Origin of the sequence: Pseudomonas sp. NBRC 111124 (assembly GCF_001320245.1) — a bacterium.
In the GTDB taxonomy this organism is placed as follows: domain Bacteria; phylum Pseudomonadota; class Gammaproteobacteria; order Pseudomonadales; family Pseudomonadaceae; genus Aquipseudomonas.
Window position 1 is genome coordinate 48,917 of sequence record NZ_BCBA01000023.1, and the last position, 22,022, is coordinate 70,938.

The following is a 22,022-nucleotide window of genomic DNA, read 5'->3' on the forward strand; positions in this document are numbered from 1 at the left end:
ACAGGGGCGACAGGTAATAGGCGGGCAGACGGAGAACGCGCAGGAGCCATGGCCGCAGCCACGGTGCACCGCGCATCACCCTCCGTGATGCCGTTGGCAGTATCAGGCCGGTCTCCGGGCTCGTGAGCGGGCAATCGGCCCTGGCCTGCGCGCCTTCCCGGGTAACTGTACCCAGTGGCCCTGCGCGGCCGCTACTCACCTACCGTTGCGGGGGCAGCGCCGGAATCGCGCCATGCTGGCGACCACCGGCTTCCCAGTTTCACCCTGCCCAGTGGGGGCTGGCAGGGCACCTGAAACACGCCGCGAAGGTTAGAGGGTTGCACCGGGAGCGTCAATCGAACGGGGCCTTTTACTTCGGCAGAACTGGCCTGGGACAATGGCCGATCCGTCAGGTTGTGCCACACTGACATCAGTGATATCACATAGCCATCACTTTGCACTGAACGCGATCACAACGATAACAGGAGTGCGCAGTATGCAAGGCCAGATCATCAACAACCCGAACCTGGAATTTCTGCAGCCAGTACTGGAGCGCTGGGTCGATTGCATCGACCGCTTCAACCAGTTCAATGGCGATGCCGAGGCCCCGTACTGGCATGGCAGCGCCGCCAACATCGGCATGCTCGCCGCAGCCGCCTGGCAGGCCGAGCTGACGGCACTGCCTCAGTTTGCCAGCAAGAAGCAGCGTGACGAGGGCGACCAGGAGGGGCGCTGCGATCTGTCGATCTGCAGCGCCGATGAGGCACTCTACCTGAGCGTGAGCCAGCGCTGGCCAACAATCGCCCGGCTGGACATGGCAACGGCCCTGCAGGAAACCGCCACCCTCGCCCGCCAGGTGGCCTACCCCAGCCAGCTGAAAGCCGGGGCGCTGTTCGTCACCCCCTGGAAGGCGGGCCAGCATGCCAGCCCGGAAGAACTGCAGGACCTGGTCGATGACCTGCAAAAGCATACGGCCTGCGCCATCGCCTGGTACTTTCCCTACGCTTATCGCAAGTTGCACAACGAGCTGGGCCAGTATTTCCCGGGGGTGGCGCTGCTATTGAAGCAGGCCTGAGCTCAGCGACGAATCAGCGCCAGTACCGCATCGGTGACTTCGCGAGTAGTCGCTTTGCCACCCAAGTCTGGCGTGTGCAGGCCACTTTCTGTCACCGCTTCGATGGCTGCCATCAGCTCGCGCGCGGCGGCGGCTTCACCCAAGTGTTCAAGCATCATCACCGCAGTCCAGAAGGTCGCGATCGGGTTGGCCACGCCCTTGCCGGTGATATCGAAGGCCGATCCGTGGATCGGTTCGAACATCGACGGGAATTCGCGGCTCGGGTTGAGGTTGGCGGTGGGTGCAATGCCCAGGCTGCCGGACAGCGCGGCGGCCAGGTCCGAGAGAATGTCGGCATGCAGGTTGGTTGCCACCACCACATCCAGCTGCTCGGGCTTGAGCACCATGGTGGTGGTCACGGCATCCACCAGTTCACGGGTGGTGCGCACATCCGGATAATCCTTGGCCACTTCGGCGAACACCTCGTCCCACAGCACCATGCCGTGGCGCTGGGCATTGGACTTGGTCACCAGCGTCAGGTGCTTGGCCGGACGCGTGCGGGCCAGTTCGAAGGCGAAGCGGTGGATGCGCTCCACGCCCACGCGGGTGAAGGTCGAGACCTCGGTTGCCACCTCGATGGGCAGGCCCTGATGCACCCGGCCACCGCTGCCGGCGTACTCGCCTTCCGAGTTTTCGCGCACGATCACCCAGTCGATTGCCTTGCCCTTGGCCAGCGGGCTGGTAACGCCAGGCAGCACGCGTGCCGGGCGCACGTTGGCGTACTGGTCGAAGCCTTGGCAGATCGGCAGGCGCAGGCCCCACAAAGACACATGATCGGGCACCTCCTGGCTGCCCACCGCGCCGAAGAAGATGGCATCAAACGCCTTGAGCGATGCCAGGCCACCCTCGGGAATGTACTGGCCCTCACGCAGGTAACGTTCTGAACCCCAGTCGAAGTGAGCGAACTCGAGACCGAAGGTGCCGCACTTGGCAGCCAGCGCCTGCAGCACTTCCACGCCTGCAGCAATCACTTCGACGCCGATGCCGTCACCCGGGATGGCGGCGATCTTGTAGTTGTTCATGTCTCGACTCCCATGCTTGTGGTGGCCCGCCGGGCTTGTATCGGCGGGGATGGGGCGAGTATATGTAGTGAACACAGGGCAGCAGTTAACCCTGGATCATGTCTTAAGTAACCATGGGTTAATGATGAATCCGACACAGGACTTGGGCTTCTTTCACCTGCTGGCCAAGCAAGGCAGCCTGGCCGCCACCGCACGCGAGCTGGGCGTGACCCCGCCTGCGGTGAGCAAGCGCCTGGCCGCACTGGAGGCACGCCTGGGTATACGCCTGGTCAACCGCACCACCCGCTCCATGAGCCTGACCGCCGAGGGCGAGCTGTATTTCGCCCATGCCGCGCGGATCCTCGCTCAGGTCGACGAAGTGGAGCAGTTGATCGGCCAGCACCGTGCCGAGCCCAAGGGGCTGATCCGGGTCAACGCTTCGCTGGGCTTCGGCCGCCGCTACATCGGCCCGGCACTGGCCGACTTCTATGCCCGTCACCCCGACATCGAAGTCCAGCTGGAAATCAGCGACCATCCGCTGGACCTGGCCAGCCACGGCTTCGACTTGGGCATTCGTTTCGGCAGCCTGCCGGATGCATCCTTCCACGCGCGCAAGATCGCCTCCAACCGCCGCCTGCTGTGTGCCTCGCCGCTGTATCTGGAGAAGCACGGCACACCCCAGAGGCTGGCGGACCTGTCCCAGCACAACTGCATTTTCCTGCGGCAGAACGAATCGCCCTGTGGCGTGTGGACCTTCACCAATGGCGGTCGCACCCAGAACATCAAGGTGCGCGGCGCACTGAGCTGCAATGACGGTGAGGTGGCGTTGAATTGGGCATTGCAGGGCCACGGCATCCTGCTTCGGGCTGAATGGGACATTGCCCGCTACGTGCGCAGCGGGCGCCTGCGCCTGCTGCTGGAAGACCAGACGCCAACCCGTGCCGATGTCTACGCGGTGTATCCGCAACAGCTGCACCTGTCGGCACGGGTACGGCGCCTGATCGACTTTCTCATCGAGCGTTTCGAGCGTATCGACCATCTGGACCTGGAGGACATCTACTGAACGGCATCCGCGAACTCCCGCCGGGAAAAAGCACCGGCGACAGCGCCGGCCGGCTCAGTTCACGGGTATTGCGCGAGGTTGCCCTGCGGGATGACCCGCTTGGCCTGCAGATAGGCTTTGGACCAATAGCTGTTGGACAGATAATCCAGGCGTACCGTACCGCCTGTGCGGGGCGCGTGCACGAAGCGCCCCTCGCCGACGTAGATACCGGCATGGCTGACCTGCGAGCCACCCCCGGTGGCAAAGAACACCAGGTCACCCGACTGCAGAGAATTGATGTCCACGGTAGGTGCGCGCATGACGATCATCTCGCGCGTCGAACGCGGCAAGCTGATGCCCGCCGCATCGCGGTACACGTAACCGATCAAGCCGCTGCAATCGAACCCGGAATCCGGTGTGTTACCGCCCCAGCGATACGGCGTACCGACCAGGCCGATGGCGCGCATCAGCACGTCGTCAGCGAGTGGCGAGCCTTCAGGCTGGCTGTAGGTAATCCGTGGTTGCACCACCGGGGCCGGTGCCGGAGCACGGCTGGAGCAGGCGGCAAGCAATGCCACCAGAGAAAGGAGTGCGAAGCGCGCCATCATCGCCATGGCCAGAACTTCCTGTCTGAGACCGACCGGCCGCAGCCGAAAAGAGTTGAGAAATTAGATTAGACGCTTTCTGTAAATGCGCACGGCGGCGAGCTTTTTTTCAAGCTACGCCGCCGTGGCAGGATATATCATTTTGATATCAGTTGCGCGCGATATTGGTGGTCGGCGCCATGGCCAAGGCACGCTTGGCTTCAATGAAGGTCTTGCTCCAGTAGCGATCACCGAGGCTGTCGATGCGCACACCACCGCTGCGGCGGCTGCTGGAGTGGATGAACTGGTTGTCACCCAGGTAGATGCCCGCATGGCTGACACGGCCACGGCCATTGGTGCTGAAGAACAGCAGGTCGCCTGGCTTGAGCTTGTTGCGCGCTACCTTGGGTGCATCGACGTTGATCATTTCGCGGGTCGAGCGCGGCAGGGTCATGCCGGCTTCTTCGCGGAACAGGTAGCCGATGAAACCGCTGCAGTCGAAACCCGAGGCTTCCGAGGTACCGCCGAAGCGGTAGCGGGTGCCAATCAGCGACATGCCGCGCTCGAGGATGCTGTCTGCCAGCACCGGGAGCTGATAAGGCTTGCTGCTGGAGAAGGCCTCCAGGTCATCTTCAGTGGCCTGTTCTTCTTCGCCGAAAACGGACGAAGGCGAAGCTTTGGCCTTGTTGACCGATTGCGAGGCAACCGGGGTGTGATCCTGAGGCTGGGAAATCGGGCCTTGGGCCGCGCAGCCAAAAAGCAGGGTCACGAGTGCGAGTGGCACGAGGGGTGCGAAGCGCTTCAGCATGGGCACGACCGTGTCTGTAATCCTTTGGAAGGGGGAAACTATGCCCTCTATCATGGCCATTTGCAAATTTTATCGAAAAAGATGTGACTTTTTCGTTTTGCACCTCAAAGCCCAGTGTTTACAGGGCTACCAGCCGAGGGTCTCCTTCAGGAAAGGGATGGTCAGCTTGCGCTGGGCCTGCAGGGAGGCTTGGTCCAGGCGCTCGAGCAGGTCGAACAGCGCGCTCATGCTGCGCGTGCCACGGGTCAGGATGAAATGACCGACTTCGTCAGTCAGATGCAGGCCGCGACGCGAAGCACGCAGCTGCAGGGCACGCAGCTTGTCCTCATCGGACAGGCCGCGCATCTGGAACACCAGCGCCAGGGTCAGGCGTGACTTGAGGTCGGGCAGCTTGATCGGCAGTTCACGGGGCGAAGCGGAGGCCGCCAGCAGCAGGCGGCGGCCGCTGTCTCGCAGGCGGTTGAACAGGTGGAACATCGCCTCTTCCCAGTCCGCCTTGCCGGCAATCACGTGCAGGTCGTCGATGCACACCAGTTCGTACTGAGCCAGATAGTCGAGCAGCTCCACACCGCGATCGAGCAACTGCGCCAGGGGCAGGTACACAGCGGCTTCGCCGCGCTGCTGGAAGCGATGGGTAGCCGCCTGTAGCAGGTGGCTGCGCCCGACGCCCTGCTTGCCCCACAGGTAGATGAGGCTCTCGGTCCAGCCGGCGTCGGCTTCGCACAGCCGCTCGACATAGCCCAACGCCGCAGCATTGGCGCCCGGATAGTAGTTGATGAAGGTGGCGTCATCGCGCAGGCGCACACCCAGGGGCAACTGGATCGGTGGTTTCATGCTCGCGGGCGGTCTACAGGACCGCAGGGGGCCTTTGGTGAACAATGTGCAAAGTCTATACCCGCATTGCCAGGCGCACAATCATGCAGGCGGATAGCGCAAGCAAAATCAACGAGTTGCGCTGTTACGGGGCTGCATGGCAGCCCCTTTGCTCACAGATCCGGGTCGACATCCCCGGCATACATGTCCGATTCCTTGTACAGGTCATGCACATGCCGCAGCAGTACCATGATCACCGCCGCCACCGGCAACGCCAGCAACACGCCGGTGAAACCAAACAACTCACCGCCAGCGAGAATGGCGAAGATCACCGCTACCGGATGCAAACCGATGCGGTCGCCGACTAGCAGCGGCGTAAGTACCATGCCCTCCAGCGCCTGCCCGACCATGAATACGGCGACGATGCCGAGCATCGGATACAGGTCACCGCCAAACTGGAAGAGCCCGGCCACCAACGCTGCCCCGATGCCAATGATAAAGCCCATGTATGGCACGATGGCCGCCAATCCTGCGAGCATGCCGATCAGCAACCCCAGTTCGAGCCCGACCAGCATCAGGCCGGCGGAATAGATGACGCCAAGCGCGAGCATCACCATCAACTGCCCGCGCACGAACGCCCCCAGTACCTCATGGCATTCGCCAGCCAGGCTCACCACCTGCGGCTCGCGTTGGCGCGGCAGCAGACCGCGCAGCTTGGCCATCATCAGGTCCCAATCGCGCAGCAGGTAGAAGCCCACCACCGGGATCAGCACCATGTTGGCCAGCCAGGCAATCAGTGCCAGGCTCGAGGCGGTGGCATGGGACAACAGCATGCCGACGATGTCGGTGGTCTGGCCCATGTGCTCGCCGATGGCAGCCTTGATCTTGTCGAACTTCCAGAAGCCATCGGCCAGGCCCAGGCGGCCCTGCACCCAGGGCAGCGCCACATGCTCGAGCCAGTCGAGCATCTGCGGCGCCAGTTCGTACAGACGCAGCAGCTGCTTGGCCAGCAACGGCACCAGTACCAACAGCAGGGCCATCAGCACCAGGGTGAAGAGGCCGAACACCACCACCACGCCCCAGGTACGCGACAGGCCCAGGCGTTCAAGGCGGTCGACCAGCGGGTCGGCCAGGTAGGCCAGCAGGATGCCGACCAGGAACGGCGTAAGAATGTTGTGCAGGCTATAGAGAAGCACGGCGATCAGCAGTGCAGCGCCCCAGCCGATCCAGCGACGCATGTCAGTCATCGATAGCGCCCCTTACCAACGGAATCGCAGGCCGTCGAACGGCTTGGCAGTGGCAGGTGCAGGCGCGGCTGGCTGGCTTGGTGCAGCACTTGGGTTGGGCGCAGGGGTGACCGGGGCAGACGGCACCTGCTCGACCGGCACCTCCTGCAGCTTGGCCAGGCCCAGCTGGGCACGCAGTTGCTCGCGATTGCCGGTGACCGCATAGGTCAAGGTACCGCCTTCGGCCATCTGCAGGCGTGGGCCATAGGGTTCCAGCACTCGGCTCAGCTCGGCGTAGCGCTGCAGGTTCATGCCTTGCACCTGCAACTGCAACTGGCTGCTGGCACCGGCCTTGACCACGTAGCGTGGCGCCAGGCGGCTACTGACCGCTAGCATGACTGCGTCCGCCAGGGCAGCTTGGTCAGCGCCCTCGGCGTTGCCCTGTTCACGCTGGTCGCCCAGCCACAGCTGCCATTTACCTTGCCATTTGCCATCGGCTTCATGGGCGTGCACGGCCAGCAAGGCATCGGCACCATAGCGCTCGGCAGCCTGACGCAATGGCGCAGGGTCGTTGCTTTCGAGCTGCTTGGCGTTGGCGACCAGTTGCTCCTGCAGATCGGCCAGCGGCAGGCGCAACGGCAAGCCTCGGTGCTGGGCAGCGCGGCGCAGCGGCTGGGCGCTTGACTGACCATCACCGACCAGGTTGCTGCCTTCGACACTGTCGTTGAGCCACCAGCCGAGGATGGATGGCCGGTTACTGCCCCACAGCGCCAGGCCGGCTTTGCGCAAGACACTGTCGGTGCTACCGGGATCGAATTCGACCTGCACCGACTCTGGCGGCCCGGCCTCGGTGCCGACCTGATTGATGATCTTTTGCGGGTCTTTGCGCAATTCGGCCAACGCCGGGCTCTGCGCCGCCTTGGGGTCGCCGGTCAGGCGCAGCACCAAGGTTTCGAAGGCCTTGGCAGTAGCTGCGGCACGGGCTTCGGCGCCCTGCCCTTCGACTGGCTCGCGCACTTGATAGAGCCCGGAGACGGTTTCGGCCTGCGCGGTAATGCTGGCCAGTGCCAGGCACCCTGCTGCCAGATAATTGAGTAGTCGCATGGGGGGATTCCTGTCCGGTTGCGCTTGAAGCATGTGGTTTGCAGCTTATACAGAAGGTGGCCTATCAACCACCCGCACACCTTTTTCAGCAATTAACCGCCCTGCCCGTCGGCCTGAGGATGGCCGCTGCACGGCAACCCTGATAAAATCGCGCGCCTTCACAGACCACTGACGTTTCAGGCAGCCGCCGCTTCCCAGCCGGCCTTGGCCGTCATGGTCGTTTCTACGAATCCCTCCCTCTTAAAGGCCTGGATCAATGAGCAAGCAACCCTCCCTGAGCTACAAGGACGCCGGTGTAGACATCGACGCCGGCGAAGCACTGGTCGAACGCATCAAGGGCGTGGCAAAACGCACCGCACGCCCTGAAGTCATGGGTGGCCTGGGTGGCTTCGGCGCCCTCTGCGAGATCCCGGCCGGCTACAAGCAGCCGGTGCTGGTCTCCGGCACCGACGGCGTCGGCACCAAGCTGCGCCTGGCGCTGAACCTGAACAAGCACGACAGCATCGGCCAGGACCTGGTCGCCATGTGCGTCAACGACCTGGTGGTCTGCGGCGCCGAGCCGCTGTTCTTCCTCGACTACTACGCCACCGGCAAGCTGAATGTCGACGTCGCCGCCACCGTGGTCACCGGCATCGGCGCCGGCTGTGAACTGGCTGGCTGCTCCCTGGTCGGCGGCGAAACCGCCGAAATGCCAGGCATGTACGAAGGCGAAGACTACGACCTGGCCGGCTTCTGCGTCGGCGTGGTGGAAAAGGCCGAGATCATCGATGGCTCCAAGGTTGCCACCGGTGACGCACTGATCGCCCTGCCATCCTCCGGCCCGCACTCCAACGGCTACTCGCTGATCCGCAAGATCCTCGAAGTGTCCGGCACCGACATCGGGAACACCCAGCTCGACGGCAAGCCGCTGACCGACCTGCTGATGGCGCCGACCCGCATCTACGTCAAGCCATTGCTGCAGCTGATCAAGAACACCGGCGCAGTCAAGGCCATGGCCCACATCACCGGTGGTGGCCTGCTGGACAACATCCCGCGCGTACTGCCGAAGAATGCCCAGGCCGTGGTTGACGTGGCCAGCTGGCAGCGCCCGGCGGTGTTCGACTTCCTGCAGGCAAAAGGCAACGTCGACGAGCACGAAATGCACCGTGTCCTGAACTGCGGCGTCGGCATGGTCATCTGCGTAGCCCAGGATCAGGTCGAAGCGGCCCTGAACGAACTGCGCGCCGCCGGTGAGCAGCCTTGGGTCATCGGCCACATCGCCGAAGCCGCCGAAGGCGCCGCCCAGGTCGAACTGCAGAACCTCAAGGCACACTGATGCCGAGCAAGCCCTGCAATGTAGTGGTACTGCTGTCGGGTTCCGGCAGCAACCTGCAAGCCTTGATCGACAGTTGTCACGCGCAGGACAGCCCGGTGCGCATCGCCGCGGTGGTCTCCAACCGCGCCGATGCCTATGGCCTGCAACGGGCCCAGGCGGCCGGTATCGACACCGTGGTGCTCGACCACACCCAGTTCGACGGCCGTGAAGCCTTCGATGCCGCGCTGATAGCGCGCATCGACGGCTTTGCCCCGGACCTGGTCGTGCTGGCCGGCTTCATGCGTATCCTCAGTGGCGGCTTCGTGCGCCACTATGAGGGCCGCCTGCTCAACATTCATCCGTCGCTGCTGCCCCGCTACAAGGGCCTGCATACCCACCGTCGGGCGCTGGAGGCAGGTGACGCCGAGCATGGCTGCAGTGTGCACTTCGTCACCGAGGAACTCGATGGCGGGCCTCTGGTCGTACAGGCTGTAATACCGGTACTGTCTGATGACACGGTGGAAAGCCTGGCCCAACGGGTCCACCATCAGGAACACCAAATCTACCCGCTGGCGGTGCACTGGTTTGCCCAAGGGCGCTTGCGCCTGGGCGAACAGGGTGCATTACTGGATGACAAACCGCTGCCGGCCAGTGGTCACTTGATCCGACCCTAGGAGAATTTATGCGTCGCGCCCTGCTATTGGCTCTCGCCGTGCTCGCCCTGCCGCTCCAGGCAGCTGACCTCAAGCCGTTCTCGGCCAGCTACACCGCCGACTGGAAGCAACTGCCCATGAGCGGCACCGCCGAGCGCAGCCTGGTGAAGAACAAGGACGGCAGCTGGAACCTTGATTTCAAGGCCTCCATGATGATCGCCAGCCTGACCGAGCAAAGCACCCTGCGCATGGACAACGACACCCTGCTGCCGCAGAAGTACCACTTCGAGCGTGGCGGTTTGGGCAAGGCCAAGACCGTCGACCTGACCTTCGACTGGAACAGCAAGAAAATCACTGGCACCGACCGCAAGGACCCCATCAGCCTGCCGCTCAACCGCGGCGTGCTGGACAAGTCCTCTTACCAGCTTGCCCTGCAGCACGATGTGGCAGCAGGCAAGAAGAGCATGACCTACCAGGTGGTCGATGGCGACGAGATCGACAATTACGACTTCCGCGTGCTCGGCACAGAGAAGATCACGACCAAGACCGGCCAGGTCGAGGCGGTGAAGGTCGAGCGCGTGCGCGCCCCAAGCCAGAACAAGCGCGTCACCGAGCTGTGGTTCGCCAAGGACTGGGACTACTTGCTGGTGCAGCTGCGCCAGGTCGAAACCGATGGCAAAGAGTACGTGATCGTGCTGCAGGAAGGCACGGTCGATGGCAAGACGGTCAAGGGTAACTGATCCACTGCAGCCCTTGATATCTGGAGCCCCGCCCTGTGCGGGGCTTCTTTTTGCCCGGCTTTCATGAAACTTGTTTCATGGCTGTTTTATTTACTTAGCCTGCTAACAAACTCTATAAAGGGGTTGTGCGACACAGTGTCGCAGCCAACTCAAGCAGTGGAGTTTACCGATGACAGTCCAAGTAACCGAACGCGACGAATCGAAAATGTCCCACGAAGGCCTGGCCGCTGGCGTGCGGATCTGGGACGTGCACCAACAAGGCCAGCTGGTAGGCATGTTCCACCAGGAACATGAAGCGCACCAGTACCGGGCAGAGCTCGAAGCGCTGGAAAGCCAGCGCACCACGCAATAACACCCTCTTCCAATAAAAAACCCCGCCTTGGCGGGGTTTTTCGTGCTTACCACATCAGGTCGTCTGGGATTTTGTAGGCCGCGTACGGATCGTCCTCGTCCGCCTCCTCGACATGGGTATTGAGCAGCAGGATACGGCTCGGGTCGCGTTCCTGAATCTTCACTGCCGCCTCGCGCGGGATCACTTCGTAGCCACCGGCATGCGACACAACGGCCAGCGCGCCGTTGCTCAGGCGGGTGCGCATCAGGGCGTTGACGGCAATACGCTTGACCTTCTTGTCGTCGACGAAGTTGTAATAGTCCTCGGTATTGAGCTTGGGCAGTCGGGTGGCTTCGATCAACTGCTTGATCTGCGCCACACGGGCCTTCTGCTCGGCCTTTTCCTGCTGCTGGCGATTCAGCTCCTGGTCGCGCTTGGCTTTCTCGGCCATGGCTTCCTTGGCAATGCGCTGCTGGCTGTCGTCGACTTCGACCTGGCCTTTGTGCTCCATGCGCTTCTGTTTCTTTTCAGCTTTGTTGGTCTGCGAGACCTGTTTCTGGTTGACCAGACCGGCTTTGAGCAATTGGTCGCGAAGGGAAAGGCTCATGAATATTCACTCACTTATGCATCAGCTCAGCCGCAGCTGGGCAGGTTCTTTTCCTGACGCTTGGCTTCGCCCCACAGGGCGTCCAGCTCGTCAAGGTTACAGTGTTCAATCGGCCTGCCGCTGTTGCGCAATGCCTGTTCGATGAAGCGGAAACGTCGCTCGAACTTGCGGTTGGCGCGGCGCAGGGCGTTTTCCGGGTCTTGCTTGAGGTGGCGGGCGAGGTTCACAGCAGCGAACAGCAGGTCGCCGACTTCATCTTCAAGGGCGTCGGCATCGTTGTCGGCCATGGCCTGCAACACTTCGTCGAGTTCCTCGCGCACCTTGTCCAGCACCGGCAGTGCCGCTGGCCAGTCGAAGCCGACGGTGGCCGCGCGCTTCTGCAGTTTGGCTGCACGCGACAGCGCCGGCAATGCCGCCGGTACGTCATCGAGCAGCGACAGCTGTTCAGGGGTGCTTTTCTCGGCGCGCTCCTCGGCCTTGATCTCCTCCCAGCGTGACTTGACCTGGGCCTCGTTCAGGCTAGGGGTGTCCAGTGGCGCATACAATTCGCCAGTCGGGAATACATGGGGGTGACGACGGATCAGCTTGCGGGTGATGCTGTCGACCACGCCATCGAACTCGAAGCGCCCTTCTTCCCGGGCCAGTTGGCTGTAGTAGACCACCTGAAACAACAGGTCGCCAAGCTCGCCCTGCAGGTGCTCGAAATCACCGCGCTCGATAGTGTCGGCGACTTCGTAAGCTTCTTCGATGGTGTGCTGGACGATGCTCGCATAGTTCTGCTTCAGGTCCCACGGGCAGCCGTACTGCGGATCGCGCAACCGGGCCATGAGGTGCAGCAGGTCTTCGAGGGTGTAGGTCATTTAAGCAGGTCCTTCGGTGGAGACTCTTCGCGGGTAAACCCGCGAAGGCCGCGCCGCGGTCTCAAGGGGTACGATTACGCCGCGTTTCGATGATGTTCGGCAGCTGCGAAATCCGCCCCAACAAGCGCCCCAGCGCATCCAGGCCCGGAATCTCGATGGTCAGCGACATCAGCGCGGTGTTGTCTTCCTTGTTCGAGCGAGTATTGACCGCCAGCACGTTGATTTTCTCGTTCAGCAGCACCTGCGACACGTCGCGCAGCAAACCTGGGCGGTCGTAGGCACGGATGACGATATCGACCGGGTAGGTCTGCACCGGGATCGGCCCCCAGCTCACCTGGATCATCCGCTCCGGCTCGCGCCCGGCCAGCTGCAGCGCCGAGGCGCAGTCCTGGCGGTGAATGCTGACGCCACGGCCTTGGGTAATGTAGCCGACGATGGCATCGCCCGGCAGCGGCTGACAGCAGCCGGCCATCTGCGTGAGCAGGTTGCCGACGCCCTGGATCTGGATGTCGCCACGCTTGCCGGTACGCGAGCCTGTAGGCTTGCGCGGCACCAGTTCGATCTGCTCGATACGTTCCGGCTCTAGCAGCTGCTGGGCAGCGTTGACCAGGTGCGCCAGGCGCAGGTCGCCGGCACCGAGCGAGGCGAACATGTCCTCGGCGGTCTTGACGTTGGTCTTCTCGGCCAGGCGTTCGAAGTCCACCTGCGGCAGGCCCAGGCGGCTGAGTTCGCGCTCGAGCAAGGTCTTGCCGGCGGCGACGTTCTGGTCACGCGCCTGCAGCTTGAACCAGTGGACGATCTTGGCCCGGGCCCGCGAGGTGGTGACGTAGCCCAGGTTGGAGTTCAGCCAGTCACGGCTCGGGTTGCCGTGCTTGCTGGTGATGATCTCCACCTGCTCGCCGGTCTGCAGGCTGTAGTTGAGCGGCACGATGCGCCCGTTGATCTTGGCGCCACGGCAGTTGTGGCCGATCTCGGTGTGTACCCGGTAGGCAAAGTCCAGCGGTGTGGCACCCTTGGGCAGGTCGATGGCGTGGCCATCCGGGGTGAACACGTAAACCCGGTCGGGTTCGATATCGACCCGCAGCTGCTCGGCCAGGCCACCGATGTCGCCCAGTTCTTCATGCCATTCGAGCACCTGGCGCAGCCACGAGATCTTTTCTTCGTAGTGGTTGGAGCTTGGCTTGACGTCGGTGCCCTTGTAACGCCAGTGGGCGCAGACGCCGAGCTCGGCTTCCTCGTGCATGCCGTGGGTACGGATCTGCACTTCCAGCACCTTGCCCTCGGGGCCGATTACTGCAGTGTGCAGCGAGCGATAGCCGTTTTCCTTGGGGTTGGCGATGTAGTCGTCGAATTCCTTGGGGATGTGCCGCCACAGGGTGTGCACGATGCCCAGCGCGGTATAGCAGTCACGCACCTCCGGCACCAGCACGCGCACAGCGCGCACATCATAGATCTGGCTGAACTCCAGGCCCTTGCGCTGCATCTTGCGCCAGATCGAATAGATGTGTTTTGCCCGGCCGCTGATGTCAGCCTTGACGCCGGTGGCCAGCAGCTCGTTCTGCAGCTGGTTCATGACATCGCTGATAAAGCGCTCACGGTCCAGCCGGCGCTCGTGCAACAGCTTGGCGATCTGCTTGTACTGGTCGGGTTCCAGGTAGCGGAAAGACAGGTCTTCCAGCTCCCACTTGATGTGGCCGATGCCCAGCCGGTGGGCCAGCGGCGCATAGATGTCGAACACCTCGCGCGCCACGCGCAGGCGTTTTTCGTCATCGGCGGACTTCACTGCCCGGATCGCACAGGTACGCTCGGCCAGCTTGATCAGCGCCACGCGCACGTCGTCGACCATGGCCACGAGCATCTTGCGCAGGTTCTCGACCTGCGCCTGCGAGCCCAGCACCAGCGACTGGCGCGGGCTCAGGCTGGCGCTGATGGCGGCCATGCGCAGCACGCCGTCAATCAGCTTGGACACCACCGGGCCAAAGCGCTGGCCGACTTCGGCCACGGTCACCTTGCCCTCACGTACCGAGCGATAGATCACCGCGGCGACCAGCGAATCCTGGTCGAGCTTGAGGTCCGCGAGGATTTCGGCGATTTCCAGGCCGGCCTGATAACTGGACGTACCATCGGCCCACGAATGCTTGGCCGGGTTGCCCTTCTTTTCGATTTCCTGGGTGAACTCGCAGGCTTCTTTCAGCGCCACGCGATCCAGAGCCGAATCGACGCTCACCACGTGATCCAGCCATGCTTCGAGATTGATACTGCCGTCTGTGTTGACCGGCTGGTGCACTCTCACCTGTACCATCTTTGTTTTACCTTTCCATACAGCGCACCACACGGGTGCACTGGCAATCACCGTGCAGCTTCGCTTCCGTGGAAGCCGCACCAAGGGGCCAGTTCGCTAGCCCGCTTCGAATAACGCCATGGCTTCGACATGCGCCGTCTGAGGAAACATGTCGAGAATCCCGGCCCTTTTTAACCGGTACCCCTGGCCGACCAGCACCTGGGCGTCTCGCGCCAGCGTGGCCGGGTTGCACGATACATACACCAAGCGCTTGGCGTTGAGGCGGGCGATGCCTTGCACCACCTCGTATGCACCGTCGCGCGGTGGATCCAAGAGTACCGCAGAAAAGCCCTCGGCGGCCCATCCGGCGCCTGCCAAAGGCTGCGATAAATCGGCCTGAAAAAACGCGGCGTTATGCACATCGTTGTTCCGGGCATTGGCTGCGGCCCGATCGACCATGGCCTGTACACCCTCCACCGCCACCACTTCACGTGCCTGTCGCGCCAGCGGCAAGGCGAAGTTGCCCAGGCCGCAGAACAGGTCCAGCACACGCTCGTCAGCTTGCGGCGCGAGCCAGGCCAGGGCCTGCTCGATCATCGCCGTGTTGACCTGAGCGTTGACCTGGACGAAATCGCCCGGGCGCCAGGCCAGTTCCAGCTGCCAAGGCGCAAGGGTAAAGCCCAGTTTCGCCTCGGCGTCCACAGGTGCCGGCTCACCTTCACCCTGCAGCCAGAGTTGCGCATTGGCCTCGTCGCAGAACGCCTGCAGGCGCGCCAGGTCATCCGCCGGCAGCGGCGCCACATGGCGCACCAGCACGGCTTCGGCGGTGCCGCTGAACAGCTCCACGTGGCCGATCGCCTGCGGCTTGCTCAGCGAGCGCAGCACGGTCGGCAAGTGGCGAAGAATAGATTGCAAAGGCTGTACCAGTACGGCGCAGTCATCTATAGAGACAATTTCCTGGCTGGCTTCAGCACGGAAACCGACATCCAGGTGCTTAGCCTTCACATCCCAGCGCACCGCCACCCGCGCCCGGCGCCGGTAGCCGAATTCCGGCCCGCTCAGGGGCGCGGCCCATTCCTCGGGCTGCACGCCGGCCACCCGTTGCAGCTGCTCGGCCAGGGTGCGCTGCTTGAGCGCCAGTTGGGCTTCGTGTGGCAGGTGTTGCAGGTTGCAGCCGCCGCAACGCGCGTAGTGGCGGCACGGCGCCTGGCGGCGCTCGGGGCTGGCTTGCAGTACCCGCTCCAGGCGCGCCTCGACCACCTTGCCGCGGGCATTGAGCACGCGAGCTTCGACCGCTTCACCGGCCAAGGCGCCGCTGACGAACCAGGTGCGCCCCTCGAGGAAGGCGATGCCGCGGCCGTCACCGGCCAAGCGCTCGATCTCCAGGCGCTGCTTCTTGCCCACGGGGACCTGGGGCGTACGGTTGCCGCCGGCCGGCTGAAAGCGCAGGCCGCTGTTGCTTTTTTTCTTGGACATTTAGCTCGGGTCGAACAGGCCGGTGGACAGGTAACGGTCGCCGCGATCACAGATGATCGCGACCATCACGGCGTTTTCAACTTCGCGGGACAGACGCAGCATGGCTGCCACCGCACCACCGGAAGACACGCCACAGAAAATGCCCTCTTCGCGGGCGAGGCGGCGCATGGTGTCTTCGGCTTCCTGCTGGGACATGTCCACCACACGGTCGACGCGGGTGGCATCGAAGATCTTCGGCAGGTACTCCTCGGGCCAACGGCGGATACCGGGGATGGCCGCGCCTTCCATCGGCTGCAGGCCGACGATCTGCACGTTGGGGTTCTGCTCCTTGAGGTACTGGGAGCAGCCCATGATGGTACCGGTGGTGCCCATGGAGCTGACGAAATGGGTAATGGTGCCCTGGGTCTGCTGCCAGATCTCCGGGCCGGTGCTGCTGTAGTGGGCGATCGGGTTATCACCGTTGGCAAACTGGTCGAGCACCAGGCCGCGGCCTTCGGCCTGCAGTTTTTCGGCGAGGTCGCGCGCCCCTTCCATGCCTTCTTCCTTGCTCACCAAAATCAACTCGGCGCCGTAGGCGGTCATCGCTGCCTTGCGTTCGGCGGTGGAGTTGTCGGGCATGATCAGGATCATCTTGTAACCCTTGATCGCTGCCGCCATTGCCAAGGCGATGCCGGTGTTGCCGGAGGTGGCCTCGATCAGGGTGTCGCCTGGCTTGATCTGGCCGCGCAGTTCGGCGCGGGTGATCATCGACAGCGCCGGGCGGTCTTTCACCGAGCCGGCGGGATTGTTACCTTCGAGCTTGAGCAGGAGGGTATTGCTGGTTTCGCCAGCGATGCGCTGCAGGCGAACCAGGGGCGTATTGCCGACGCAATCGGCGATGGTTGGGTACTGCAAGGTCATGGCGTATTTCACAATCCGGACGGCAGGGGTGCCTATCATACCGGCAAACCCTTCCCGGCCATATCACGCAATCTGTGGTCGATATAGCTACAGGCTATAACGGTGCCGCATGCTTCCCAGCCACGCTCACACCTTCCCAGGGACCGCGCCACCCTGTGGGAGCGGGCGTGCCCGCGAAGTGGCCGGCACATGAATCGGCAGCCGCATGCACAGCCTGAGCCCTGATGTGCCATTCTCAGCCCATAAAGTCCCACCCTGGCGCTGGATCGCGCTACGGGCAATGCTCAGCCCCAGGCCAAAACCGCCATCCCCCGGACGCGAACCATCAAGCCGGGAGAACGGCGCAAAGATCCGCTCCAGATCGTCTTCGGCCACACCCCCGCCTTCATCTTCCAGCCACAATCGCCAATACCCGCCCTCGCGCTGCCCACCCAACCGCACCAGGCCGTTTTCCGGCGAATGGCGGATGGCATTGCGCAGCATGTTCTCCACGGCCTGGGCCAGGTGGTTGAGGTTGCCCTGCACCCAGCAATTGCCCGGCAGCTCGCAGCGCAACCGCTCGACCGGCCAGCCGCTTTCATAGCTGGCATCCTCGGCCAGCAGGTCCCACAGCGCCTGAACCTGAATCGGCTCGAGGTTCATCGGCGTACGCTCGGCATCCTGCCAAGCCAGCTGCAACGTGTTCTCGACCAGTTGCTGCATACAGTCCACCTCACGCTCCAGGCGTTCACGCAGGCGCGCAAGGTCGGTCTCGCCGTCGCAGGCCACGCGCAGGCGACTGAGCGGAGTGCGCATCTCATGGGACAGGTCGCGCAGCAGTTGCTGTTGCAGCACCACAGTGCCTTGCAGTCGCTCGGCCATTTGATCGAACGCGCGGGCCAGCTCGCCCAGCTCGTCATGCCGGGAAGTGGTGCGTGAGTCCAGGCGTGCCGAGAGCTGATCAGCGCGCCAGGCATTGGCCTGCTCGCGTAACTGGTTTAGCGGGACGATCAGCATGCGGTAGAGGCCGACGCACAGCAGCAAGGTGAACAGACCGGGAATGATGCCGTTGGTGACGATCTGCCAGAGGAACCGATAATGACCAGGGTTGAGCCGCTGCGGCAGCTCGATCACCAGCATGCCCTGCTCCGGTGCGTTGGGAAACGGAATGCGCAACCAGGGCTGGTCGACGCTGCGCCGGCTCATGGGCCAGTCGACGCCTCGCAGGCGGGTGAGCCGCTGCATGATCTCGGGGCCGAGAACGGCGCTGTCCAAAGGCCGCAGGTTGAGGTCGAGCACCCCGATCCAGCCGTGCTCGCGCTGGTGCATCGCCGCCACCCAGCGGTCCAGCCCTGCTCGCCCGCCGTCGCGCCAGGCCTTTTCCGCTTCACTGGCATAGTCGCGCAGCACCTGACGGGCCGGCGGGTCGAGAAAGGCGTTCCGGTTTTCCATGTGGCGCCCCCAGGTGTAGCTGAGGCCGATCATCAACAGGCAAAAGCCCACCAGCAGGATGGCCAGCTTCCAGAACAGCGAATGGCGATCGAGCATGGCTTACTCCGCTTCGCCGACGCTGAGCACGTAGCCTTTGCCCCACACCGTGCGGATCTGCCGCTCGTGGTAGCCGACCCCTTTTAACTTGCGGCGGATCTGGCTGACGTGCATGTCGAGGCTGCGGTCGTGCCGCGAGTAGCCACGCTGCAGTACCTGCTGATAAAGGAAGGGCTTGCTCAGCACCTCGTCGACATTGCGGTAAAGGATGTCGAACAGACGATACTCGCTGGGGGTCATGCCGGCGGGCTGCCCCCCCAGGCTGACGTCGCACAGGCCATCGTCGAACTGCAACACACCTTCGGCAGCCTCCAGCGGCGGCTGATGACGGCGCTCAAGGGCAACCCGGCGCAGGATCGCTTCGATCCGCACCTGCAGTTCGGCCATGCTGAAGGGCTTGGGCAGGTAATCGTCTGCACCGCGCTGGAAGCCGCTGATGCGGTCGGCCTCTGCGCCCAGCGCCGACATCAGGATCACCGGCGTGGCGCTGCGCTGACGCAGGCGGGACAGGGCGTCCAGCCCGTTCAGGCCAGGCAGCAGGATGTCCATCAGCACCACGTCGAAGGCTTGCCGCCCCGCCACCTCCAGGCCATCCAGGCCATTGCGGCACCAGGTGACTTTGAAGCCGCCTCGCTGCAATTCTTCATGCAGGTAGGCACCCAGGACCGGATCGTCCTCGATGGCCAGGATGCGGGAGGTGTAATTAGTTACAGGATTCATTGGCAACTGCCATCCATTCTCAGTTGCGCAATTATTGTGCATGCTCACCGTCCAGGCAACCGCCCAGCGACCAACGCTTGGGCCAGACAATGAAATGACAGACAAAGGGTGCATTAGCGCAGCCAGCGGAGTAACTTTCCGCTTTGTTCCGTCGCGATGACGACGGCACCCAGGCACATCACAGGAGGCGAGTGTGCTCGATCGTTTGGGAATCAGAAGCCGGGTGCTGCTGCTGGCACTGTTGCCCGCCAGCCTGATGGCGCTGGTACTGGGCAGCTATTTCACCTGGCTGCAGCAAGACCAGTTGCGCACCCAGCTGCTGCAGCGCGGCAAGATGCTCGCCGAGCAGCTGGCTCCGCTGGCCGCACCGGCCTTGGCACGGCAGACGCCTGCCCAGCTGGAGCGCATCGCCGCGCAAACCCTTGAGCAAACCGATGTGCGTGCTGTGGCCTTCCTCGCCCCTGACCGCAGCCGCCTGGCCCATGCTGGCCCGAGCATGATCAACCAGGCCCCCAGTGGCGGTACCGGCACGCAGTTGTTGCAGCGCACTGGCAACGACGCTACACGCTACCTGATGCCAGTATTCGGCCACCACCGCGACCTGGCCACCGATGCCGTACCGGCTGAGACCGAGCGCCTGCTTGGCTGGGTCGAGATCGAACTGTCCCACGACGGCACGCTGCTGCGTGGCTACCGCAACCTGTTCACCAGCGTGCTGCTGATCCTTGCCTGCCTGGCCCTTACTGCCCTGCTGGCGATGCGCATGAGCCGCACCATCAATGACCCGATCGCACGCATCAAGCATGCGGTCAACCAGCTCAAGGACGGCCACCTCGACGAACGCCTGCCGGCCATGGGCAGCCACGAACTTGACGAACTGGCCCACGGCATCAACCGCATGGCCGAGACCCTGCATGGGGCCCACGAGGAGCTGCAGCACAGCATCGACCAGGCCACCGAGGACGTTCGCCAGAACCTGGAAACCATCGAGATCCAGAACATCGAGCTGGACATGGCGCGCAAGGAGGCCCTGGAGGCCAGCCGCATCAAGTCGGAGTTCCTGGCCAACATGAGCCACGAAATCCGCACCCCGCTCAATGGCATCCTTGGCTTCACCCATCTGCTGCAGAAAAGCGAGATGACCCCGCGGCAGCTGGATTACCTGAACACCATCGAGAAGTCCGCCGACAACCTGCTGGGGATCATCAACGAGATCCTCGACTTCTCCAAGATCGAAGCCGGCAAGCTGGTGCTCGACAGCATCCCGTTCAACTTGCGCGACCTGGTCCAGGACACGCTGACCATCCTCGCCCCCGCCGCCCACGCCAAACAGCTCGAGCTGCTCAGCCTGATCTACCGCGATACGGCGTCGTCGCTGATCGGCGACCCGTTGCGGCTGAAGCAGATCCTCACCAACCTGGTGAGCAATGCGATCAAGTTCACCCGCGAAGGCACCATCGTTGTCCGGGCCATGCTTGATGACGAACAGGAAGACAGCGCCCAGCTGCGCATCAGCGTGCAGGACACTGGCATCGGTCTGTCGCCGCAGGATGTGCGCACCTTGTTCCAGGCCTTCAGCCAGGCCGACAATTCGCTGGCCCGCCAGCCCGGCGGTACTGGCCTGGGGCTGGTGATTTCCAAGCGTCTGATCGAGCAGATGGGCGGTGAGATCGGCGTCGACAGCACGCCGGGCGAAGGCTCGCAGTTCTGGATCAGCCTAAGCCTGCCCAAGGCCCATGACGACCTCGAGGAGCAGCCGCTGCAACCGCTGCTCGGCCGCAGGGCGGCTATTGTCGATGGCCATGAGCTGGCACGCCAGGCCCTGGAGCACCAACTCGAAGATTGCGGCCTGAGCGTCAGCCTGTTCGCCTCCTACGACCAGTTGCTGCAGGGTGTGCAGGCGGGCTTCCAGGCAGGCATGCCCTTCGAATTCGCGGTGCTCGGCGCCAACCTCGGCACGCTTTCGCCAGAGCAGCTCGGCCAGTACAACCAGCAGCTGGAGCGCTTGCACTGCCAATGCGTGGTGCTGTGCCCAACCACCGAACAGGGGCTGTACCACCCCTACCTGCCTAATGGCCATGGTCAGTTGCTGTCCAAACCGACCTGCACGCGCAAGTTGCGCCGCCTGCTGCTGGAGCTGGTGCAACCGCGCCGGCCGCTGGCCGAGCCGGGGCTGGCCAGCAACGGCCAGCCGCGGGCGAAGATACTCTGCGTCGACGACAACGCCGCCAACCTGCTGCTGGTACAGACGCTGCTCGAAGACCTGGGCGCCGAAGTGCTGGCAGTCGACAATGGCTATGCCGCCGTAAAGGCAGTCCAGGCCGAACCCTTCGATATGGTGCTGATGGACGTGCAGATGCCAGGCATGGACGGCCGCGCGTGCACCGAGCAGATCCGCCTGTGGGAAAAGACCCAGAGCGGCAGCCCGCTGCCAATCGTCGCCTTGACTGCCCATGCCATGGCCAACGAGAAGCGCGCCCTGTTGCACAGCGGCATGGACGATTACCTGACCAAACCGATCAGCGAGCGGCAGCTGGCCCAGGTGGTGATGAAGTGGACCGGGCTGAGCCTGGGCGCACCACCGCTGGAGCAGGCCAGCGAGCCGCATGGCGACGGCCATGAGCTGCCGGTGCTTGACCCGGACGAAGGTTTGCGCCTGGCCGCCGGCAAGCCGGACCTGGCTGCCGACATGCTGGCCATGCTGCTGGCGTCGCTGGAAAGCGACCGCCAGGCGATTCGCGCCGCACGCGAAACGGATGACCAGGCGACGCTGATCGAGCAGGTGCACCGGCTCAACGGTGCCTCGCGTTATTGCGGCGTGCCCCAGCTGCGCGCGGCCTGCCAGCGCAGCGAGACGTTGCTCAAGCAGGACAGCCCACAGGCACAGCAGGCGCTGGATGAGCTGGATGCGGCGATCAACCGCCTCGCTGCCCAGGCCAGGTTGAGCGCATGACACCTACCT

General features: G+C 63.5%; 20 protein-coding genes and 1 riboswitch. Of the genes, 7 read left to right on the plus strand and 13 right to left on the minus strand.

Annotated elements, in window-relative coordinates; all coding sequences use genetic code 11:
• Positions 1–87 precede the first annotated feature (87 nt).
• Positions 88–309, minus strand: a riboswitch (cobalamin riboswitch).
• Positions 310–475: 166 nt separating this feature from the next.
• The gene (locus APH28_RS10630; protein ID WP_060509156.1) at positions 476–1,054 is read left to right on the plus strand and encodes a hypothetical protein; all 579 of its coding nucleotides are present in this window, start codon (positions 476–478) and stop codon (positions 1,052–1,054) included.
• A gap of 2 nt (positions 1,055–1,056) precedes the next feature.
• Here the strand turns inward: APH28_RS10630 and APH28_RS10635 are convergent, their stop codons facing one another.
• Positions 1,057–2,115 carry a tartrate dehydrogenase gene (locus tag APH28_RS10635; RefSeq protein ID WP_060509158.1) on the minus strand — a complete coding sequence of 353 codons (1,059 nt, stop codon included), beginning with the start codon at positions 2,113–2,115 and terminating at the stop codon, positions 1,057–1,059.
• 124 nt (positions 2,116–2,239) lie between these two features.
• Between APH28_RS10635 and APH28_RS10640 the strand changes: the two genes are divergently transcribed.
• The gene (locus APH28_RS10640) at positions 2,240–3,157 is read left to right on the plus strand and encodes a LysR family transcriptional regulator (RefSeq protein WP_060509234.1); all 918 of its coding nucleotides are present in this window, start codon (positions 2,240–2,242) and stop codon (positions 3,155–3,157) included.
• Positions 3,158–3,216: 59 nt separating this feature from the next.
• On the opposite strand, the gene APH28_RS10645 is transcribed toward APH28_RS10640, so the two are convergent.
• The 5 genes from APH28_RS10645 to APH28_RS10665 all read right to left on the minus strand — a co-directional run bounded on the left by APH28_RS10645 (position 3,217) and on the right by APH28_RS10665 (position 7,671).
• Positions 3,217–3,750, minus strand: coding sequence for a C40 family peptidase (locus APH28_RS10645; RefSeq protein ID WP_060509160.1), 534 nt, complete (start codon positions 3,748–3,750; stop codon positions 3,217–3,219).
• Between the two features lie 139 nt (positions 3,751–3,889).
• Positions 3,890–4,528 carry a C40 family peptidase gene (locus APH28_RS10650; protein ID WP_060509163.1) on the minus strand — a complete coding sequence of 213 codons (639 nt, stop codon included), beginning with the start codon at positions 4,526–4,528 and terminating at the stop codon, positions 3,890–3,892.
• A gap of 126 nt (positions 4,529–4,654) precedes the next feature.
• Positions 4,655–5,362, minus strand: a complete 708-nt coding sequence (hda, locus tag APH28_RS10655; protein WP_060509165.1) for a DnaA regulatory inactivator Hda — start codon at positions 5,360–5,362, stop codon at positions 4,655–4,657.
• Positions 5,363–5,514: 152 nt separating this feature from the next.
• A complete protein-coding gene (locus tag APH28_RS10660; RefSeq protein ID WP_060509167.1) occupies positions 5,515–6,588 on the minus strand; it encodes an AI-2E family transporter in 1,074 nt (357 codons plus the stop codon).
• A 12-nt stretch (positions 6,589–6,600) separates the two neighbouring features.
• Positions 6,601–7,671 (minus strand): DUF2066 domain-containing protein, encoded by a 1,071-nt coding sequence (locus APH28_RS10665; protein WP_060509169.1) that lies wholly within the window; start codon positions 7,669–7,671, stop codon positions 6,601–6,603.
• A gap of 256 nt (positions 7,672–7,927) precedes the next feature.
• On the opposite strand from APH28_RS10665, the gene purM reads away from it, so the two are divergent.
• The 4 genes from purM (at position 7,928) to APH28_RS10685 (ending at position 10,710) form a co-directional block, all read left to right on the plus strand.
• The gene (gene purM / locus APH28_RS10670) at positions 7,928–8,986 is read left to right on the plus strand and encodes a phosphoribosylformylglycinamidine cyclo-ligase (RefSeq protein WP_060509171.1); all 1,059 of its coding nucleotides are present in this window, start codon (positions 7,928–7,930) and stop codon (positions 8,984–8,986) included.
• The gene (gene purN, locus APH28_RS10675) at positions 8,986–9,639 is read left to right on the plus strand and encodes a phosphoribosylglycinamide formyltransferase (RefSeq protein ID WP_060509173.1); all 654 of its coding nucleotides are present in this window, start codon (positions 8,986–8,988) and stop codon (positions 9,637–9,639) included. Before purM ends, purN begins: the two co-directional genes overlap by 1 nt.
• Before the next feature lie 8 nt (positions 9,640–9,647).
• Complete coding sequence (locus APH28_RS10680) at positions 9,648–10,358, plus strand: DUF3108 domain-containing protein (protein ID WP_060509175.1); 711 nt, start codon at positions 9,648–9,650, stop codon at positions 10,356–10,358.
• A gap of 169 nt (positions 10,359–10,527) precedes the next feature.
• Complete coding sequence (locus APH28_RS10685; protein WP_060509177.1) at positions 10,528–10,710, plus strand: hypothetical protein; 183 nt, start codon at positions 10,528–10,530, stop codon at positions 10,708–10,710.
• A gap of 46 nt (positions 10,711–10,756) precedes the next feature.
• Here the strand turns inward: APH28_RS10685 and APH28_RS10690 are convergent, their stop codons facing one another.
• From APH28_RS10690 to APH28_RS10720, 7 genes are all read right to left on the minus strand, one after another.
• Positions 10,757–11,296: a DUF2058 domain-containing protein gene (locus APH28_RS10690; protein WP_060509179.1), complete on the minus strand. Its 540-nt coding sequence runs from the start codon at positions 11,294–11,296 to the stop codon at positions 10,757–10,759.
• Positions 11,297–11,322: 26 nt separating this feature from the next.
• Positions 11,323–12,156, minus strand: coding sequence for a nucleoside triphosphate pyrophosphohydrolase (gene mazG / locus APH28_RS10695; RefSeq protein ID WP_060509180.1), 834 nt, complete (start codon positions 12,154–12,156; stop codon positions 11,323–11,325).
• A gap of 61 nt (positions 12,157–12,217) precedes the next feature.
• On the minus strand, positions 12,218–14,458 hold the full coding sequence (gene relA, locus APH28_RS10700; RefSeq protein WP_060509182.1) for a GTP diphosphokinase: 2,241 nt from the start codon (positions 14,456–14,458) through the stop codon (positions 12,218–12,220).
• Positions 14,459–14,554: 96 nt separating this feature from the next.
• Positions 14,555–15,913 carry a 23S rRNA (uracil(1939)-C(5))-methyltransferase RlmD gene (rlmD, locus tag APH28_RS10705; RefSeq protein WP_060509185.1) on the minus strand — a complete coding sequence of 453 codons (1,359 nt, stop codon included), beginning with the start codon at positions 15,911–15,913 and terminating at the stop codon, positions 14,555–14,557.
• A complete protein-coding gene (gene cysM, locus APH28_RS10710) occupies positions 15,914–16,813 on the minus strand; it encodes a cysteine synthase CysM (protein WP_060509186.1) in 900 nt (299 codons plus the stop codon).
• 126 nt (positions 16,814–16,939) lie between these two features.
• Complete coding sequence (locus APH28_RS10715; RefSeq protein WP_060509188.1) at positions 16,940–18,340, minus strand: sensor histidine kinase; 1,401 nt, start codon at positions 18,338–18,340, stop codon at positions 16,940–16,942.
• A gap of 3 nt (positions 18,341–18,343) precedes the next feature.
• Positions 18,344–19,060 (minus strand): response regulator transcription factor, encoded by a 717-nt coding sequence (locus tag APH28_RS10720; protein ID WP_060509190.1) that lies wholly within the window; start codon positions 19,058–19,060, stop codon positions 18,344–18,346.
• Between the two features lie 193 nt (positions 19,061–19,253).
• On the opposite strand from APH28_RS10720, the gene APH28_RS10725 reads away from it, so the two are divergent.
• On the plus strand, positions 19,254–22,013 hold the full coding sequence (locus tag APH28_RS10725; RefSeq protein WP_060509193.1) for a response regulator: 2,760 nt from the start codon (positions 19,254–19,256) through the stop codon (positions 22,011–22,013).
• The last annotated feature ends 9 nt before the right edge of the window (positions 22,014–22,022 follow it).

Bases quoted from the DNA above. Each gene is read 5' to 3' on its own strand.
- APH28_RS10660 (WP_060509167.1), bottom strand. From the start codon at position 6,588: ATGACTGACATGCGTCGCTGGATCGGCTGGGGCGCTGCACTGCTGATC.
- APH28_RS10645 (WP_060509160.1), bottom strand. From the start codon at position 3,750: ATGGCGATGATGGCGCGCTTCGCACTCCTTTCTCTGGTGGCATTGCTT.
- APH28_RS10690 (WP_060509179.1), bottom strand. From the start codon at position 11,296: ATGAGCCTTTCCCTTCGCGACCAATTGCTCAAAGCCGGTCTGGTCAAC.
- purM (WP_060509171.1), top strand. From the start codon at position 7,928: ATGAGCAAGCAACCCTCCCTGAGCTACAAGGACGCCGGTGTAGACATC.
- APH28_RS10650 (WP_060509163.1), bottom strand. From the start codon at position 4,528: ATGCTGAAGCGCTTCGCACCCCTCGTGCCACTCGCACTCGTGACCCTG.
- APH28_RS10630 (WP_060509156.1), top strand. From the start codon at position 476: ATGCAAGGCCAGATCATCAACAACCCGAACCTGGAATTTCTGCAGCCA.
- mazG (WP_060509180.1), bottom strand. From the start codon at position 12,156: ATGACCTACACCCTCGAAGACCTGCTGCACCTCATGGCCCGGTTGCGC.
- hda (WP_060509165.1), bottom strand. From the start codon at position 5,362: ATGAAACCACCGATCCAGTTGCCCCTGGGTGTGCGCCTGCGCGATGAC.
- purN (WP_060509173.1), top strand. From the start codon at position 8,986: ATGCCGAGCAAGCCCTGCAATGTAGTGGTACTGCTGTCGGGTTCCGGC.
- APH28_RS10635 (WP_060509158.1), bottom strand. From the start codon at position 2,115: ATGAACAACTACAAGATCGCCGCCATCCCGGGTGACGGCATCGGCGTC.
- cysM (WP_060509186.1), bottom strand. From the start codon at position 16,813: ATGACCTTGCAGTACCCAACCATCGCCGATTGCGTCGGCAATACGCCC.
- relA (WP_060509182.1), bottom strand. From the start codon at position 14,458: ATGGTACAGGTGAGAGTGCACCAGCCGGTCAACACAGACGGCAGTATC.
- APH28_RS10640 (WP_060509234.1), top strand. From the start codon at position 2,240: ATGAATCCGACACAGGACTTGGGCTTCTTTCACCTGCTGGCCAAGCAA.
- APH28_RS10665 (WP_060509169.1), bottom strand. From the start codon at position 7,671: ATGCGACTACTCAATTATCTGGCAGCAGGGTGCCTGGCACTGGCCAGC.
- APH28_RS10715 (WP_060509188.1), bottom strand. From the start codon at position 18,340: ATGCTCGATCGCCATTCGCTGTTCTGGAAGCTGGCCATCCTGCTGGTG.
- APH28_RS10720 (WP_060509190.1), bottom strand. From the start codon at position 19,060: ATGAATCCTGTAACTAATTACACCTCCCGCATCCTGGCCATCGAGGAC.
- APH28_RS10680 (WP_060509175.1), top strand. From the start codon at position 9,648: ATGCGTCGCGCCCTGCTATTGGCTCTCGCCGTGCTCGCCCTGCCGCTC.
- APH28_RS10685 (WP_060509177.1), top strand. From the start codon at position 10,528: ATGACAGTCCAAGTAACCGAACGCGACGAATCGAAAATGTCCCACGAA.
- rlmD (WP_060509185.1), bottom strand. From the start codon at position 15,913: ATGTCCAAGAAAAAAAGCAACAGCGGCCTGCGCTTTCAGCCGGCCGGC.